Source organism: Comamonas sp. BIGb0152, from assembly GCF_024809975.1.
Classification (GTDB): domain Bacteria; phylum Pseudomonadota; class Gammaproteobacteria; order Burkholderiales; family Burkholderiaceae_C; genus Comamonas.
The window spans coordinates 43613-57821 of record NZ_JANUDY010000015.1; the positions used below are offsets into that span (position 1 = coordinate 43613).

Annotated in this window: 13 protein-coding genes; 10 read left to right on the top strand and 3 right to left on the bottom strand. The window is 65.2% G+C overall.

The features are described from left to right. Window positions 1–46: 46 nt before the first annotated feature. Window positions 47–1789, top strand: a complete 1743-nt coding sequence (locus M2375_RS21735; RefSeq protein ID WP_259170349.1) for a dipeptidase — start codon at window positions 47–49, stop codon at window positions 1787–1789. 77 nt (window positions 1790–1866) lie between these two features. On the opposite strand, the gene M2375_RS21740 is transcribed toward M2375_RS21735, so the two are convergent. The 3 genes from M2375_RS21740 to M2375_RS21750 form a co-directional block, all read right to left on the bottom strand. Further along, window positions 1867–2505 (bottom strand): 2-dehydro-3-deoxy-6-phosphogalactonate aldolase, encoded by a 639-nt coding sequence (locus M2375_RS21740; protein ID WP_259170350.1) that lies wholly within the window; start codon window positions 2503–2505, stop codon window positions 1867–1869. Continuing rightward, window positions 2502–3491 carry a 2-dehydro-3-deoxygalactonokinase gene (locus M2375_RS21745; protein WP_259170351.1) on the bottom strand — a complete coding sequence of 330 codons (990 nt, stop codon included), beginning with the start codon at window positions 3489–3491 and terminating at the stop codon, window positions 2502–2504. The genes M2375_RS21740 and M2375_RS21745 overlap by 4 nt, the downstream gene beginning before the upstream one ends. 135 nt (window positions 3492–3626) lie before the next feature. Then, entirely contained in the window at window positions 3627–4013 is a 387-nt protein-coding gene (locus M2375_RS21750) for a RidA family protein (protein ID WP_259170352.1), read from the bottom strand. 130 nt (window positions 4014–4143) lie between these two features. Here M2375_RS21750 and M2375_RS21755 point away from each other — a divergent pair, with 130 nt between their 5' ends. The 9 genes from M2375_RS21755 to M2375_RS21795 form a co-directional block, all read left to right on the top strand. Continuing rightward, window positions 4144–5718, top strand: coding sequence for an ABC transporter substrate-binding protein (locus tag M2375_RS21755; RefSeq protein ID WP_259170353.1), 1575 nt, complete (start codon window positions 4144–4146; stop codon window positions 5716–5718). Between the two features lie 25 nt (window positions 5719–5743). Continuing rightward, window positions 5744–6694 carry an ABC transporter permease gene (locus tag M2375_RS21760; protein ID WP_259170355.1) on the top strand — a complete coding sequence of 317 codons (951 nt, stop codon included), beginning with the start codon at window positions 5744–5746 and terminating at the stop codon, window positions 6692–6694. Beyond that, window positions 6694–7587: an ABC transporter permease gene (locus M2375_RS21765; RefSeq protein WP_259170357.1), complete on the top strand. Its 894-nt coding sequence runs from the start codon at window positions 6694–6696 to the stop codon at window positions 7585–7587. The genes M2375_RS21760 and M2375_RS21765 overlap by 1 nt, the downstream gene beginning before the upstream one ends. Then, window positions 7587–8690 carry an ABC transporter ATP-binding protein gene (locus M2375_RS21770; RefSeq protein WP_259170368.1) on the top strand — a complete coding sequence of 368 codons (1104 nt, stop codon included), beginning with the start codon at window positions 7587–7589 and terminating at the stop codon, window positions 8688–8690. The genes M2375_RS21765 and M2375_RS21770 overlap by 1 nt, the downstream gene beginning before the upstream one ends. A 2-nt stretch (window positions 8691–8692) precedes the next feature. Further along, window positions 8693–9709, top strand: a complete 1017-nt coding sequence (locus M2375_RS21775) for an ABC transporter ATP-binding protein (RefSeq protein WP_259170369.1) — start codon at window positions 8693–8695, stop codon at window positions 9707–9709. An 11-nt stretch (window positions 9710–9720) separates the two neighbouring features. After that, window positions 9721–10992, top strand: coding sequence for an amino acid deaminase (locus tag M2375_RS21780; protein WP_259170359.1), 1272 nt, complete (start codon window positions 9721–9723; stop codon window positions 10990–10992). A gap of 179 nt (window positions 10993–11171) precedes the next feature. Beyond that, window positions 11172–12128, top strand: coding sequence for a MurR/RpiR family transcriptional regulator (locus tag M2375_RS21785; protein ID WP_259170360.1), 957 nt, complete (start codon window positions 11172–11174; stop codon window positions 12126–12128). 33 nt (window positions 12129–12161) lie between these two features. After that, entirely contained in the window at window positions 12162–13643 is a 1482-nt protein-coding gene (locus M2375_RS21790) for an amidohydrolase family protein (protein ID WP_259170361.1), read from the top strand. A gap of 111 nt (window positions 13644–13754) precedes the next feature. Then, window positions 13755–14209: DUF6531 domain-containing protein (locus tag M2375_RS21795; RefSeq protein WP_259170362.1), on the top strand; the 455-nt coding region annotated here is incomplete at its 3' end.

Genomic DNA, 14209 nt, shown 5'->3' on the forward strand with positions numbered 1-14209 from the left:
AACGGCTATTCTTTCGTCTTTCCAAAATAAGAGACCGAGGTTTGCCATGAAGACCGTATTCCGCCACACCGCCATCGCCTTGGGTATTGCTTTGGCCGCTGCCAGCGCCCAGGCCCAGCTGCTGCAAAAGCCGGCGCTTGATGCGATTGCCGCCGAGGCGGTGAAGACGCCTGCCACCTTTGCGCAGTTTTTGCAGAACGCCGCCAAGCAGGATGCCCGCCTGGCCCCTGCGGTGCAGCGCTACACGCAAGGCCAGGCGCTGCAGGGCGATGACCTGGCCAATGTGGCGCGCCTGCTGGGCCTGTACACGCGTCTGACGCAAGAGCACCAGGTGCTCAGCAGCATTACGCAGATGGTGGCCTTGCCGACGGTGCGCGACCCCAAGGTGCCACCGCACGAGAGCCCGGCGATCGTCGACTTTGGCCGCATGGTGGAAAAGATGGCCCAGGATTTTGGCCTGCAGTACCGCAATGTGGACAACCGCATTTTTGAGGTGACCTTGCCAGGCACGAGCGGAGAAGAGTTCGGCATCCTCACCCATGCGGATGTGGTGCCGGTGGTGCCCGCCGAATGGGTGGTGGATGGCCAGCAGCTCGACCCCTTCAAGGTCACCCGCGTGGGCGACAAGCTCTACGGGCGCGGCACCATTGACGACAAGGGCTCCATCGCCACGGTGCTGTATGCGATGAAGGCCGTCAAGCAATCCAAGCTGCCGTTGCAGCGCGGCATCCGCCTGATGATCGAGACCACCGAAGAGACCGGGGGCGACGCGATGAAGTACTACCGCGACAAGACCAAGCTGCCCGAGTACAACATCGTGCTCGACAGCAAGTACCCGGCGGTGGTGGCAGAAAAAGGCACGGGCGCCATCAAGGCCAGCTTTGCCGATGTGAAGACCGACCCGCAGCAACCCGCCATCACCGCGATGGCGGGCGCCGCATCGGCCAATGCGATTGCCCAGACCGCCACGGCGACGATTGAAGCCGGCAATGCCGCAGCCTTGGCGGCCGTAGCCCAGCAACTGCAAGCCGCCAAAGACAGCTTTGTGGCCAGCAACCAGCAGTTTGGCAAGTTCAGCGTGGACCTGGTGAGCAGCGCCAACAAGATCGACATCAAGGTGACCGGCACCTCCGCCCACGGCTCGCGCCCCGAAGAAGGCGTGAACCCCGTGCCGCGCCTGGCGCTGCTGCTGCAAACGGCGCTGATGCCCGCCCAGGGCCAGGCGCTGCTGCAACAGAACCAGTACAGCGAAGCCCTGCGCTACATCAACGGCGTGTATGGGCTGGATTACTTTGGCAAGGGCCTGAATGTGGCCTATGGCGATGATTTCATGGGCCCGCTGACCATCTCGCCCAACCTGATCAAGCCCGGCAATGGCCAGCTGGAGGTGACGGCCAATGCGCGCATGCCACGCGGCAAATCGCCCGAGCAGCTCAAGGCCGAAGTGGAAAAGGGCATCGCCAACTGGAGCGCTGCCGCCCAGGTGCCCGTCAAGATCGACTACACCCAAGGCAACTGGATGGCCCGTGACCCCAAGGGCGCCTGGCTCTCGACCCTGCTGAACATCTTTGGCGACACCACTGGCCTCGATGCCAAGCCCGTGCCCACCGCCGGCAGCACCACCGCCAAGCTGATGCCCAATGCCATCAACTTTGGCCCTGCCATGCCCGGCAAGAAGTACACCGCGCACAACGCGCTGGAGTACAAGGAAGTGCCGGATCTGCAAGCCGATATGCAGATGTTTACCGAGATGCTGGTGCGCATCGGCAATCTGCAGCAGATGCAATAAGCCGTCGTTTTTGCTAAAAACAAAGGCCTGCACCCTTGACGGGGTGCAGGCCTTTTTATGGCGCGGAAATCAGTGGATCAAGCGTTCTTCACTGCGCGGTAGTTCTCTGCAAACGCCAACGCATCCACACGCACCTGCGCTGCCGTCTTGCCGGGCTTGAACAGCGCCGAGCCCAGGCCAAAGCCTGCCGCGCCGGCTTGCAGCCAAGGGGCCATGTTGTCGGGGGCAATGCCACCCACGGGGTAGATATTGCTACCCTTGGGCAGCACGGCCAGCAGGGCCTTGACGACCGCGGGCGAGGCCAGCTCGGCTGGGAAGATCTTGAGGCCGTGCGCGCCGTGCTCCAGCGCCATGAATGCCTCCGTGGGGGTGAAGACGCCGGGCAGGCTGATCAGGCCGAGCTTGACGCTCTCGTCGATCACGGCCGGGTTGCAGTTGGGCGAGATGATGAGTTGGCCGCCTGCGGCATGCACATCGCGCACTTGCTGCGGTGTTAGCACCGTGCCTGCGCCCACCAGCACATCCGGGTAGGCCTCGCGCATGGCGGCGATGCTCTGCAGCGGCTCGGGCGAGTTCAGCGGTACTTCCCACAGGCCAAAACCGGCCGATTGCAAGGCAGCGCCCACGGGTACGGCCTCGCTTGGGGTCAGGCCGCGCAGGATGGCGATCAGCGGCAGCTTGGCCTGCAGGGCCTGGAATTGTTGGATCAGGTTCATGGCGGTGATTGCGAGGTTGAGGTGGTGGTCTGGGTCAGGTGGTCGTAAATGGCGTGGTGGCCGGCCCAGGTGGCCTCGTCGCCAAAGGCGATGGCTTCGCAGCCCACATGGCGCAGCGCCAGGCTGTAGCGCTGCACCAGGGTGCTGGAGCCGATCACCGCCACGCGGCTGCCGGCGGGCGCGGGCATGGTGTGCAGCTCCTGGCCAATCAGCAGGCCCGAGAGGTAGCTGGCCGACTGGGCCGGGTCGAGCGCGCCAAACAGCGACAGCGCGCGCGTGCCAAACAGCAGGTGGCTCAGGCTGTCAGGGCTTTGGGCCCGCTCCAGCCCCTGGATAAAGGCGGCCTCATCCAGCGCGGCGCTGCTGTCCAAGGTCTTGCCCAGGATGGAGTGCTGGGCCAGCAGTGCAAACAGCTCGCCGGTCATAAAGGTTTTGAAGCCGGTGATGGTGCCGCCTTGCGCCTGCACCCATTTGCTGTGCGTGCCCGGCAGCAGAAACAGGCCGTCGCGGCTGCCCATCAGCCGCAGCGCGCCGATGACCTGGATTTCCTCGCCGCGCATCACATCGGGCACGCCGTTCACGGCATCGACCTGGTGTTGCGCCAGGCTGCTCATGCCCGGCACGATGGCCGTGGGTACGCCCTGGGGGTTATCCAGCCAGAGCAGCTGGCTGCAGAGCGCAGCAAAATCGGCCGGGCAGGGGCAGTAAGGCGCTTCCTGCCAGCCCTGGCGGCTGCCCACCATACCCGACAGCAGGCACAGCTGGGGCCCTTCGGCCAGCCAGTCACCAAAGTGCTGTGCAAAGGCGTCGGCAAAGCCGCCTGGCGCCACTTGCAAGATGCCTTGGGGCAGCGCGCGCTGGTCAGTGATGTGGCCCTGCGCATTGATGCGCACGCCCCTCAGCGAGGTGGTGCCCCAGTCGATGGCAATCATGCGGGGGCGTGGGTCTCCCGGCGCGCGGGCGGAAAAGGTCGGAGGCTTGGGCATGGGCGGTGGGTAGGGGCCAAAAAAAGCGCAGACCAAGTCTGCGCGGGCCATTGTAGAAGCGCCTGAAGCGGGCAGCTGTCGCGCCCGCTGCACGCGCCCGCTGCACGCGCCCGCTGCGCCTGCGCGCCGGTGTGTTTACAGCGGCTTGTAGGCCGTCACATCGATCTCGACCTTGGCGTCGATCATCAGGCGCGATTCCACGGTGGAGCGGGCCGGGCGGTGCTCGCCAAAGCACTCCATGTAGACGCGGTTGAAGCTGCCGAAATCACGCGGGTCATCCAGCCAGACATTGACCTTGGCAACATCGGCCAAGGTGCAGCCGCCCAGGGCCAAGGCCTCTTCCAGGCGCTTGAACACCGCGCGCGTCTGCGCCTCGATGCCGCCGGGTACGACCTGGCCTTGGTCATCGGTGGGCACGGTGCCCGAGACAAAAACAAAGTCACCAGCGCGCACGGCGGGCGAGAGGGGGCGGGCCAGGCGGTCGGATGCGAGAGGGGGTTGGCCTAGGGTAATTACTGTCATGTGGTGGGGCTCCTGTATGTAAAGATATTACATCAACAACCCATAAATCTGTCAATAAAACGATTTGAAGGCAGTTTTTAGCGGTTGTGGTGTAAAAAAATTTCTTCACCCTTCGATGAAAGCCTGCCCCATGAACGCCCTTGCCTCGCGTGTCCGCACCTCCCGTCGCCAACTGCTTGCCGCAGCCTTGTTGGCTGCCGGTTGCGCAGGGCTGCCTGCAGGCAGCGCCTGGGCCCAGGCTGCCCACAAGGGCGGGGCGGCCAACCTGGCCATGATTGGCGAGCCCCAAAGTCTGGACCCGATGGTCAGCTCCACCGACTTGGTGGGCACCATCATGCAGCATGTGTACGAGCCGCTTTTCACCTTTGATGCCCAGTGGAACATCCAGCCGATGCTGGCCCAGGCCATGCCGGTCATCTCTGCCGATGGGCTGACCTACACCATCACCCTGCGCAAGGGCGTCAAGTTCCACAACGGCAAGGACATGGTGGCCGATGATGTGGTCGCCTCGCTGCAGCGCTGGATGGACGTATCGGCACGCGGCAAGGCCGTGGGCCAAGAGATTGCCAGCATGACCGCCAAGAACCCGCAGACGGTAGAGATCAAGCTCAAGGCGGTGTATGCCCCGCTGCTGGCCCACCTGGCCATGCCCAGCGGCATGGCGGGCATCATGCCCAAGGAGGTGGTGGCACCGGTGCTCAAGGATTTCATTGGCACCGGCCCCTACAAACTGAAGGAGCGCAAGCCGGACCAGTTCACCGTGCTGGCGCGTTTTGACCAGTACGCCGCGCGCAGCGAGCCCGCCAGCGGCTACGCCGGCAAGCGCGAGGCCCAGCTCGATGAGCTGCGCTTTGTGCCGGTGCCCAATGCCACCACGCGGGTTGAGGGCGTGCTCTCGGGCCAGTTCCAGTACGCCGATTTGCTGCAGGTCGAATCGGTGGGCCGCCTGGAGAAGGCTGCGCCCAACGTGGTGCCGATCGTGACGCAAAACTTTGGCTTCCCCTACATCGTCTTCAACACCAAGGAAGGTGTGCTGGCCAAGAAGGAGCTGCGCCAGGCCGTACAGACCGCCATGGGCCCGGCCGAGATGCTGCAGGCCGGCTTTGGCGACAAGCGCTTTTTTGCCGCCGAACCCAACTTTTTTGCCAAGGGCACGCCGTACTACTCGGACGCGGGTGCCAAGCAGTACAACCAGAAGAACCCGCAGCTGGCCAAGGACCAGGCGGCCAAGGCCGGCTACAAGTCCGAGCCCATCCGCATCATGGCCAGCCGCCAGTATGAGTTCCACTACAACATGGCGCTGGTGATGGCCGAGCACTTGAAGCGCGCCGGCTTCAAGACCGAGCTGCAGGTGGTGGACTGGGCCACCCTGGTGCAGCGCCGCAACGATGCCAAGCTCTGGGATGTGTACATGACGCACTCGGGCCTGTTCCCCGAGCCGATGCTGTCGCCACCCCAAATGGGCAGCGGCGCGCCCGGCTGGTGGGAGACCGAGACGAAGAAGGCTGCGCTTGCCGCCTTCAATGGCGAGCCCGATGTGGCCAAGCGCGGCCCGCTCTGGGGCAAGGTGCAGGCCCTCGTCTATGACGAGGTGCCCTTTGTCGAAGTCGGCAAGTTCAATGCGCTGTCGGCACGCTCGTCCAAGCTGCAGGGCTACACCCCCATGCCTTGGCCTTTCTTCTGGAACACCTCGCTGAGCCAGTAAGCCCTAGCGTCTGCCGAGTTCAGCCATGCTGCATTTTTTACTCAAGCGCCTGGGCGGCGCGGTGGTGGTGCTCGCCCTGGTCGCCGTGCTGGTGTTCCTGCTCACGCGCCTGGCATCGGGCGATCCGGTAGCGCTGCTGCTGGGTGACCAGGCCACCGCCGCCGATATTGCTGCCGCGCGCGTGCAGTATGGGCTGGACAAGCCCCTGACCACCCAGTTTGTGCTGTGGATTGGCCAGGTGCTGCAAGGCAACCTGGGCCAGTCGCTGTTTTTGCAAATGCCCGTCACCCAGGCGCTGTTTGAGCGTGCCGAGCCCACCTTGTTTTTGGCGCTGTTTGCGGTGTCGATTGCCGCCTTGATCGGCGTGCCCTGCGGCATGGCCGCTGCCGTGTGGCGCGGCAGCTGGATCGACCAGGTGCTGAGCACGATTGCGATGCTGGGCGCCAGCATTCCCAGCTTCTGGTTTGGCCTGATCCTGATCCAGGTGTTTGCCGTGCACCTGGGCTGGTTCCCGGCCTCGGGCTATGGCGACCCGGACGCCAGCTTTGGCACCCGCCTGCAGCATTTGCTGCTGCCCGCCCTGGTGCTGGGCGTGCTCAACTCGGCATTGATCATCCGCTTTACCCGCGCCTCGGTGCTCGACATTCTGGGCGAGGACTATGTGCGCACGGCCCGGGCCAAGGGCCTGGGCGAGTCGGTGGTGCTGGTCAAGCATGTGCTGCGCAATGCGCTGGTGCCGGTCGTGACCGTGCTGGGTCTGACCCTGGCCTTGATGATTGGCGGCACCGTGGTGACCGAGACCGTGTTCAACCTGCCCGGCGTGGGCAACCTGGTGGTGCGTGCCGTGCTGCGGCGCGACTATCCCGTCATCCAGGGCACCTTGCTGGTGATTGCCGCCATCTACGTTTTCATCAACCTCGCGATCGACCTGCTCTACACGGTGGTGGATCCCCGCATTCGTCTGGAGGGCCAATGATGAACGCCTCCCCCACGGCATTGCCGCTGCCCGCGCGCAGCAGCTGGGCCCAGTCCCCCTGGTTCAAAACCCTGCGCCGCCTGTTTGCGCGCAAGGTGGTGCTGGTCAGCGCCCTGGTGCTGTTCTTGATCACGGCCACCGCCGTGCTCTACCCGCTGTTTACCGACTCCGACCCCAATGGCATGAACATCAGCATGCGCCTGCAAGCCCCTTCCTGGGCGCACTGGGCCGGCAACGATGAGCTGGGCCGCGATGTGATGGCGCGCATCATCTACGGCGCGCGCTACTCGCTGATGATCGGCTTTTTCACCGCGCTGGGCGCTGTGGTGCTGGGCACCTTGCTGGGCATGCTGGCCGGTTACTTTCGCCGGCTCGATGCGCCACTGATGCGCCTGGTCGATGCGATGATGGCCTTCCCCGATATCTTGCTGGGCATTGCCCTGGTGTCGATTTTGGGCGCATCGCTGTGGAATGTGATTCTGGCGCTGACCATCGTCTACACGCCGCGCGTGGCCCGCGTGGTGCGCGCCTCCACCTTGGTGCTGCGCGAGCTGCTGTTTGTCGATGCCGCCAAGGCGCTGGGTGTGCGCACCCCGCTGATTCTGTGGCGCCATATCCTGCCCAACCTGCTCTCGCCGGTGCTGGTGCAGGTCACCTTTATCTTTGCCTATGCCATCCTGGCCGAGGCAGGCCTGTCCTTTCTGGGCGTGGGCGTGCCGCCCGATATCCCCACCTGGGGCACGATGATTGCTGGCAGCCTGGAGTATGCCGACAAGGCCTTCTGGACCATCTTGACCCCGGGCGTGGCGATTGTGCTGACGGCGCTGTCGCTGCAACTGCTGGGCGACGGTGTGCGCGATCTGCTCGACCCCAAGCTGAAGAACAAATCATGATGAACACCGCCACCCCCGCAGCAGCCGCCACCCTGGTTGCGCCCCGGCTGGATGTGCGCTCGCTGTCCACCTCGTTCGCCACCGAAGGCGGGCGCATCCAGAGCGTCTCCGATGTGAGCTTTCAGATTCTGCCGGGCCAGACCCTGGCCCTGGTGGGCGAGTCGGGCTCAGGCAAGTCGGTGACCAGCCTGTCGCTGATGGGCCTGCATGCCAAGACCTCGCAGGCCCAGGTGCAGGGCCAGGCCCAGTTTGTGCAGCGCGATGGCCGCACCGTCGATCTGCTGTCGCTCGATGCCAAATCCTTGCGCGCACTGCGCGGCAATGAGCTGGCCATGGTCTTCCAGGAGCCGATGACCAGCCTGAACCCGGTGCTGACCGTGGGCGAGCAGATTGCCGAATCGGTGCGCCTGCACAAGGGCCTGGGCAAGGCAGCGGCCCTGGCCCATGCCCAGCGCATGCTGGAGCTGGTGGAGATACCCGCAGCCGCCCAGCGCGTGCATGAGTACCCGCACCAGCTGTCTGGCGGCATGCGCCAGCGGGTGATGATTGCGCTGGCCATGGCCTGCGACCCGAGCCTGCTGATTGCCGACGAGCCCACCACCGCGCTGGATGTGACCATCCAGGCGCAGATCCTGGCCTTGATGGGCCGGCTGCAAAAGGAGACGGGCATGAGCATTCTGTTTGTGACCCACAACCTGGGTGTGGTGGCGCAGTACGCCGATGCGATTGCCGTGATGTATGCCGGCCGCATTGTGGAGACGGCCAGTGTGCATGCGCTGTTTGCCGCGCCCCAGCACCCCTACACCCAAGGCCTGCTGGGCTGCCTGCCCGGCATGGCGCGCCAGCGCGAGCTGGCTGAGGCCGCGGCGCTGCGCGCCGGTGGCAAGCCCGCCTTTGTGGGCCGACGCCGCTTGGATGCCATCCCCGGCCAGGTCTCCAGCCCCTTGAGCCCGCCGCCCGGCTGCGCCTTTGCGCCGCGCTGCAGCAAGCGCCTGAATGCCTGCGAGCAGGCCATGCCTGGCCTGGAGACATGGCGCAGCGGCACGGATGCCCCCGCCACCGAGCGCCAGGTGCGCTGCATTCGCGCAGGAGAAGCCGCATGAGCATGACCGACACCCTGGAGCGCTTGGCCAATGTGGCCGCGCCGGCTGCGGCGCAGACCGAGCCGCTGGTACGCATCCAGCATTTGAGCAAGCAGTTTGGCAGCGGCCCGCACCCGGTGCGCGCGGTGCAAGACGTCTCTTTCGACATCTTCCCTGGCGAGACCCTGGGCCTGGTGGGCGAGTCCGGCTCGGGCAAAAGCACCATCGGCCGGCTGCTGACCCGGCTGATCGAGCCGACGGGCGGCGAACTGCATTTTCGCAAGCAGGGCGGCGAGACGGTGGACCTGGCGCACCTGGGTGCGAGCGCCATGCGCCCGCTGCGCGCCGATATCCAGATCATCTTTCAAGACCCCTATGCCAGCCTGAACCCGCGCATGCGCATCCGCGACGTGCTGGGCGAGGCGCTATCCACCCACGGCATGGCCACCGGCGCAGCCCGCCAGCAGCGCATTGCCGAGCTGCTGGACCAGGTGGGCCTCAGGCCCGAGCATGCCGAGCGCTTTCCGCATGAGTTCTCGGGCGGGCAGCGCCAGCGCATCGGCATTGCCCGGGCCTTGGCGGTGCAGCCGCGCTTTATCGTGGCCGATGAGCCGCTGTCGGCGCTCGACGTCTCCATCCAGGCGCAGGTGGTCAATTTGCTGGGCGACCTCAAAGACCGCCTTGGTTTGACCCTGCTGTTCATTTCGCACGATTTGGATGTGGTGGAATACCTCTGCGATCGCGTGGTGGTCCTGTATCTGGGCCGCGTGGTAGAGGTGGCACCGACCGAGGCCTTGTATGCCCGGCCGCGTCACCCTTATACCCAGGCCTTGCTGGCAGCCGCACCGGTGCCCGATCCGGCCCAGCGGCGCACAATCCCGCTGCTCTCGGGAGACCTGCCCAGCCCCAAGAACCCACCCAGTGGTTGCGTTTTTCGTACCCGATGCCCGCAGGCCGAGGCGCGTTGCGCCCAGGCCGACATGCAGCTGCGCATGGTGGGCGAAGGCCATCTGCAAGCCTGCTGGAAAGTCCAAGATTGAGAGAGTGAACCATGCAACCCGATTTTTTGATTGACGCGCACAGCAAGAGCTACCCGCTGGCCGCTGCCCCCACCCAGGCCTCTAACCTGGCCGCACGCGGCTGGAACGTGCTGCGCGATGACCTGCCGTACCCGCTGGCCGTCATCCGCCAGTCGGCGCTGGCGCACAACGCCCGCTGGATGCAGGACTATGCGGCACGCCGCCAGATCCAGTTTGCGCCCCATGGCAAGACCACCATGTCGCCCCAGCTGTTTGATTTGCAGCTGAAGGGCGGCGCCTGGGGCCTCACCTTTGCGACCATCTTCCAGCTGGCCGTGGGTGTGGAGGCCGGTGCGCGCCGCGCCATCATCGCCAACCAGGTGGTGGCGCCCGCCGATCTGGAGGGGCTGGATGCCTTGCTGACCCGGCACGCGGATCTGCGTGTCTGGTTCCTGGTCGACTCGATCAGCCAGCTGCGCTGCATCGAGGACTGGAGCCGCGCGCGCAACAGTGCCCGCCGCTTTGAGGTGCTGATCGAGGTGGGAATCCCCGGCCAGCGCACCGGCGTGCGCAGCCATGAAGAGGCGCTGGCGCTGGCCCAGGCCATCCACGCCAGCAGCAGCGCCCAGTTGGGTGGCATCGAATGCTATGAAGGGGGCCTGACCCAGTGCGACAGCGCCCATGACATCCCCGCCGTGGCCGAGCTGGTGCGCCGCGTGGTCGAGATTGCCAAGGCCTGCGATGCCCAGGGCCTGCTGCCCGATGAGGCGCCGATCTTGAGCGCGGGCGGCTCGGCTATTTTTGACCTGGTCGTGCCGCTGCTGCAGGGCGCGGGCCTGTCACGCCCCTTTACCGGCGTGCTGCGCTCGGGCTGCTACATCACGCATGACCATGGCAACTACCGTCGCCTGCTCAAGCTGGTTGAGCAGCGCGAGGGCGTGCCGGATTCTCTGCAGGCCGCGCTGGAGGTCTGGGCCATGGTGCAGTCTGTCCCCGAGCCGGGCCTGGCCTTGCTCACCTGCGGCCGCCGCGATATCTCCTACGACCTGGAAATGCCCTCCGTGCAACGCCATGCCCCACGCGGCAGCCAAGAGGCACAACCGGCCCCTGCGGGCTGGACCATCTCGGCCCTCAACGACCAGCATGCCTATCTGCGTTTTGATCCCGCGCAAGGCACACCAGCGGTGGGCGACCGCATTGCGCTGGGCATCTCCCACCCTTGCACCACGTTTGACAAGTGGCGCTGGATTCCGGTGGTGGACGATGCTTGGAACCTGGTCGATGCGATTGAGACAAGGTTCTGAATGCTTAGAGCACAACCCCCTGAGGCGCTGTGCGCCTTCCCCCTTCTCTCATGCTTCGCATGGGAAGAGGGACGCAGCCCTCGCTGCGGGGCGGCGCGGCCCGCTCCGGCCCTTGCTCGGCTGCCCGCGCTTGGGCACTGCTCCAAGCAGTGGCTAGGCCATCCATGGGGAGCATGGTGATGAATCGCTCGGTTTTGAGCCTGCAGTGGCTGCAGCAGCAGCAGGCCGCGCTGCCGCTGGCCCAGCGCCAGGTGATCGATGTGATCCTGCGCGACCCGGGCGCGGCCGTGCTGGCGACGGTCGAGCAGCTGGCGCTGCAGGCCCATGTGTCCATGCCCACCATCGTGCGCATGTGCCGCCGCTTTGGCTATGCCTCGGTGCGCGATTTCATGGTGGCGCTGGCGCAGACCTTGGCGGTCTCGGGCTCGCACCTACACCGCAGCGTGCAGCAGGACGACTCTACCGCCGAGGTGGTCAGCAAGATCGTGCATGCCGCCGCCGGTGCCATTGCCACCTTGGGCCAACGGCTGGATGCAGCGCTGATCGACGAGGTGGCTACCAAGATGGCGAACGCCTCGCGCATCGATTGCTACTCCGTCGGAGCGGCCTCGTCCTTTATGGCCCAAGAGCTGCAAAGCCGCTTGTTTCGCCTGGGCCTCACCTCCAACGCCATCTTTGATGCCCACCAGCAGCTGGTGTCGGCCTCGACCCTGGGCAAAAGCGGGGTGGCCTTTGTGATCTCGCATGTGGGGCGCATGCCCTACACCCTGGAGGCGGCGCAGTTTGCCAAACAGCAAGGCGCCACCGTGGTGGCCCTGACCCAGCCCGACACACCGCTGGCCGAGATGGCCGACCATGTGTTGGCGGTGACCGTGCCCCAGGATGCGGTGATGCGCGTGGGCACCGAGGCCTACCTGGCCCACCTGGTGGTGATCGAAATCATGATGGTGCGCCTGGCGCAGATTCTGGGGCCGCGCGTGGTTACCGGCATGCAGCAGTACAAGCGGCTGCTGGAGACCCATGGTTTTGACAGTTATGAATACATGGGCTTTCAGCAGCCCGCGCAGCAGCGCAAAGGGGGGCCCGCGCCGGATGCAACGGCCCCCGCCCAGCAACAAGGCCCAACCGCCGACTGATGGCAGCCGGTAGCAGCGCCTGGAGATGAAGCAATGGAACGCAGAGTGTGGTTGAGCAATGGCACGGTGGTGGATGGCACCGGCCTGTCGGAGTTTGTCGGGGATGTCTGGCTGCAGGGCGGGCGCATTGTGGGCGTGTTTGCCCGCGATGGCGCGGCGGATGCCGCCCAGCAAGCCGCGTTGGAAAACTGGAAGGCGCAAGACCCGCTGCACATTGACTGCACGGCCAAGGTGGTTGCACCGGGCTTTATCGATGTGCACACCCATGACGATGCCGCCGCGTTGAATAGCCCGGCCATGCTGCCCAAGCTCTCGCAAGGGGTGACGACGGTGATCGCCGGTAACTGCGGCATATCGCTGGCCCCGGTGGTGACCGCACACCCGCCCGCACCCTTGTCGCTGCTGGGCGACCAGCAGTTCCGCTTTGGCAGCATGCAGGATTACGCAGCGGCCGTGGATGCCGCGCAACCCTCCATCAACATTGCGGCGCTCTTGGGCCACACCTCCTTGCGCATCAAGCACATGGCCGATCTGAGCCGCCCAGCCAATGCGGCCGAGCGCGAGGCCATGGCCGAGGACATGCAAGAGGCCATGCAGGCCGGCGCGCTGGGCCTGTCCAGCGGCATCTTTTACCGCGAAGCCTATGCGGCCGACATGCAGGAGCTGGTGGCGGTAGCCACCGTGGCGGCCCGGCATGGCGGCGTGTATGCCACCCATATCCGCGACGAGCTCGAAGGCATTCTGGAGGCCATGCTGGAGGCTGCAGGCACCGCCAAACAGTCGGGCCTGCCGCTGGTGCTGTCACACCACAAATGCGCGGGCTCGGCCAACTGGGGCCGCACCTTGCAGACCTTGCCGCTGGTCGACAAACTGGCGCAGCAGCAAGAGCTGGCGATGGACGTCTATCCCTACACGGCAGGATCCACCGTGCTGCGCGAGGACCTGGTCGATGGCGTGATCGATATCCTGATCACCCGCAGCGAGCCCTTTCCCGAGGTGGGCGGCCGTTACCTGCGCGATATCGCCAATGAGTGGGGCATCAGCCAGTACGAAGCCTGCGTGCGCCTCAAGCCCGGCAATGCCTGCTATTTTCAGATGCGCGAAGACGATGTGGAGCGCGTCATCCGCCACCCGCTGGCCATGATCGGCTCGGACGGCCTGCCCAACGACGAGCGCCCGCACCCACGGCTGTGGGGCGCCTTCCCCCGCGTGCTGGCCATGTACTGGCGAGACAAGGGCGTGCTGAGCCTCGCCCAGGCCGTGCACAAGATGACCGGCATGTCGGCCCAGCGCTTTCGCATGGCCGACCGAGGCGTGTTGGCTGCTGGCAAGGCCGCCGATGTGGTGGTGTTCGACCCTGTGCGTATCCAGGACCAGGCCACGTTTGAGAACCCCAAGCAGCGCAGCGTGGGCGTGGAAGCGGTCTGGGTGAACGGTGTGCTCAGCTATACGGAAGCGGCGGGCGCTTTGCCCGCACGCGCTGGGCGGTTTGTGCGGCGGGCGGTGGCGGCTTAGAAAGCTCAAAAGCGCCAATAGACAGGCGTATTTCGAAAGACGGGCTTTCTATCGAAATTGTTCATTTGGTAGTTTTGAACTATCATTTTTCAATTTTTGATAGGAGTCCGCATGTCAGGAAAGCCAGCAGCCCGCATCGATGACAAAGTCAAATACGCACGTGTCGTCACCGGCTCACGGACAGTACTGATAGGCACCCAAGGCGGGGTGGCGTGCTCCGTCTGCCCAGGCGGCAAGGCGGTCGGCAACCCCGTCAACCCGCAGCTAGGCGCCAAGGTCTTGTCCGGGTCTTCTGACCTGGACTTTGCTTTGCCCGGCGCCATGCCCATCGTCTGGCAGCGCCAGTACAGCAGCTATGTCAATGCGCAGCATGGCGGGCACTGCGGGGTGCTGGGATATGGCTGGGGCTTGCCGCTGGAGCTGCGCATCTCCCTGCAGGCAAGCGCTACCTTGCTGCATGACAGCCAAGGGCGCACGATCACTTTTGACGCGCTGGCTGCGGGTGAATCGATTTACAGCCCAAGCGAGGATATCTGGCTGCTGCGCTCGGGCAGGCATCCGGGCAA

Excerpts from the sequence above, each read along its gene's own strand:
- M2375_RS21735 (WP_259170349.1), top strand. The coding sequence starts at position 47 with ATGAAGACCGTATTCCGCCACACCGCCATCGCCTTGGGTATTGCTTTG.
- M2375_RS21740 (WP_259170350.1), bottom strand. The coding sequence starts at position 2,505 with ATGAACCTGATCCAACAATTCCAGGCCCTGCAGGCCAAGCTGCCGCTG.
- M2375_RS21745 (WP_259170351.1), bottom strand. The coding sequence starts at position 3,491 with ATGCCCAAGCCTCCGACCTTTTCCGCCCGCGCGCCGGGAGACCCACGC.
- M2375_RS21750 (WP_259170352.1), bottom strand. The coding sequence starts at position 4,013 with ATGACAGTAATTACCCTAGGCCAACCCCCTCTCGCATCCGACCGCCTG.
- M2375_RS21755 (WP_259170353.1), top strand. The coding sequence starts at position 4,144 with ATGAACGCCCTTGCCTCGCGTGTCCGCACCTCCCGTCGCCAACTGCTT.
- M2375_RS21760 (WP_259170355.1), top strand. The coding sequence starts at position 5,744 with ATGCTGCATTTTTTACTCAAGCGCCTGGGCGGCGCGGTGGTGGTGCTC.
- M2375_RS21765 (WP_259170357.1), top strand. The coding sequence starts at position 6,694 with ATGAACGCCTCCCCCACGGCATTGCCGCTGCCCGCGCGCAGCAGCTGG.
- M2375_RS21770 (WP_259170368.1), top strand. The coding sequence starts at position 7,587 with ATGAACACCGCCACCCCCGCAGCAGCCGCCACCCTGGTTGCGCCCCGG.
- M2375_RS21775 (WP_259170369.1), top strand. The coding sequence starts at position 8,693 with ATGACCGACACCCTGGAGCGCTTGGCCAATGTGGCCGCGCCGGCTGCG.
- M2375_RS21780 (WP_259170359.1), top strand. The coding sequence starts at position 9,721 with ATGCAACCCGATTTTTTGATTGACGCGCACAGCAAGAGCTACCCGCTG.
- M2375_RS21785 (WP_259170360.1), top strand. The coding sequence starts at position 11,172 with ATGAATCGCTCGGTTTTGAGCCTGCAGTGGCTGCAGCAGCAGCAGGCC.
- M2375_RS21790 (WP_259170361.1), top strand. The coding sequence starts at position 12,162 with ATGGAACGCAGAGTGTGGTTGAGCAATGGCACGGTGGTGGATGGCACC.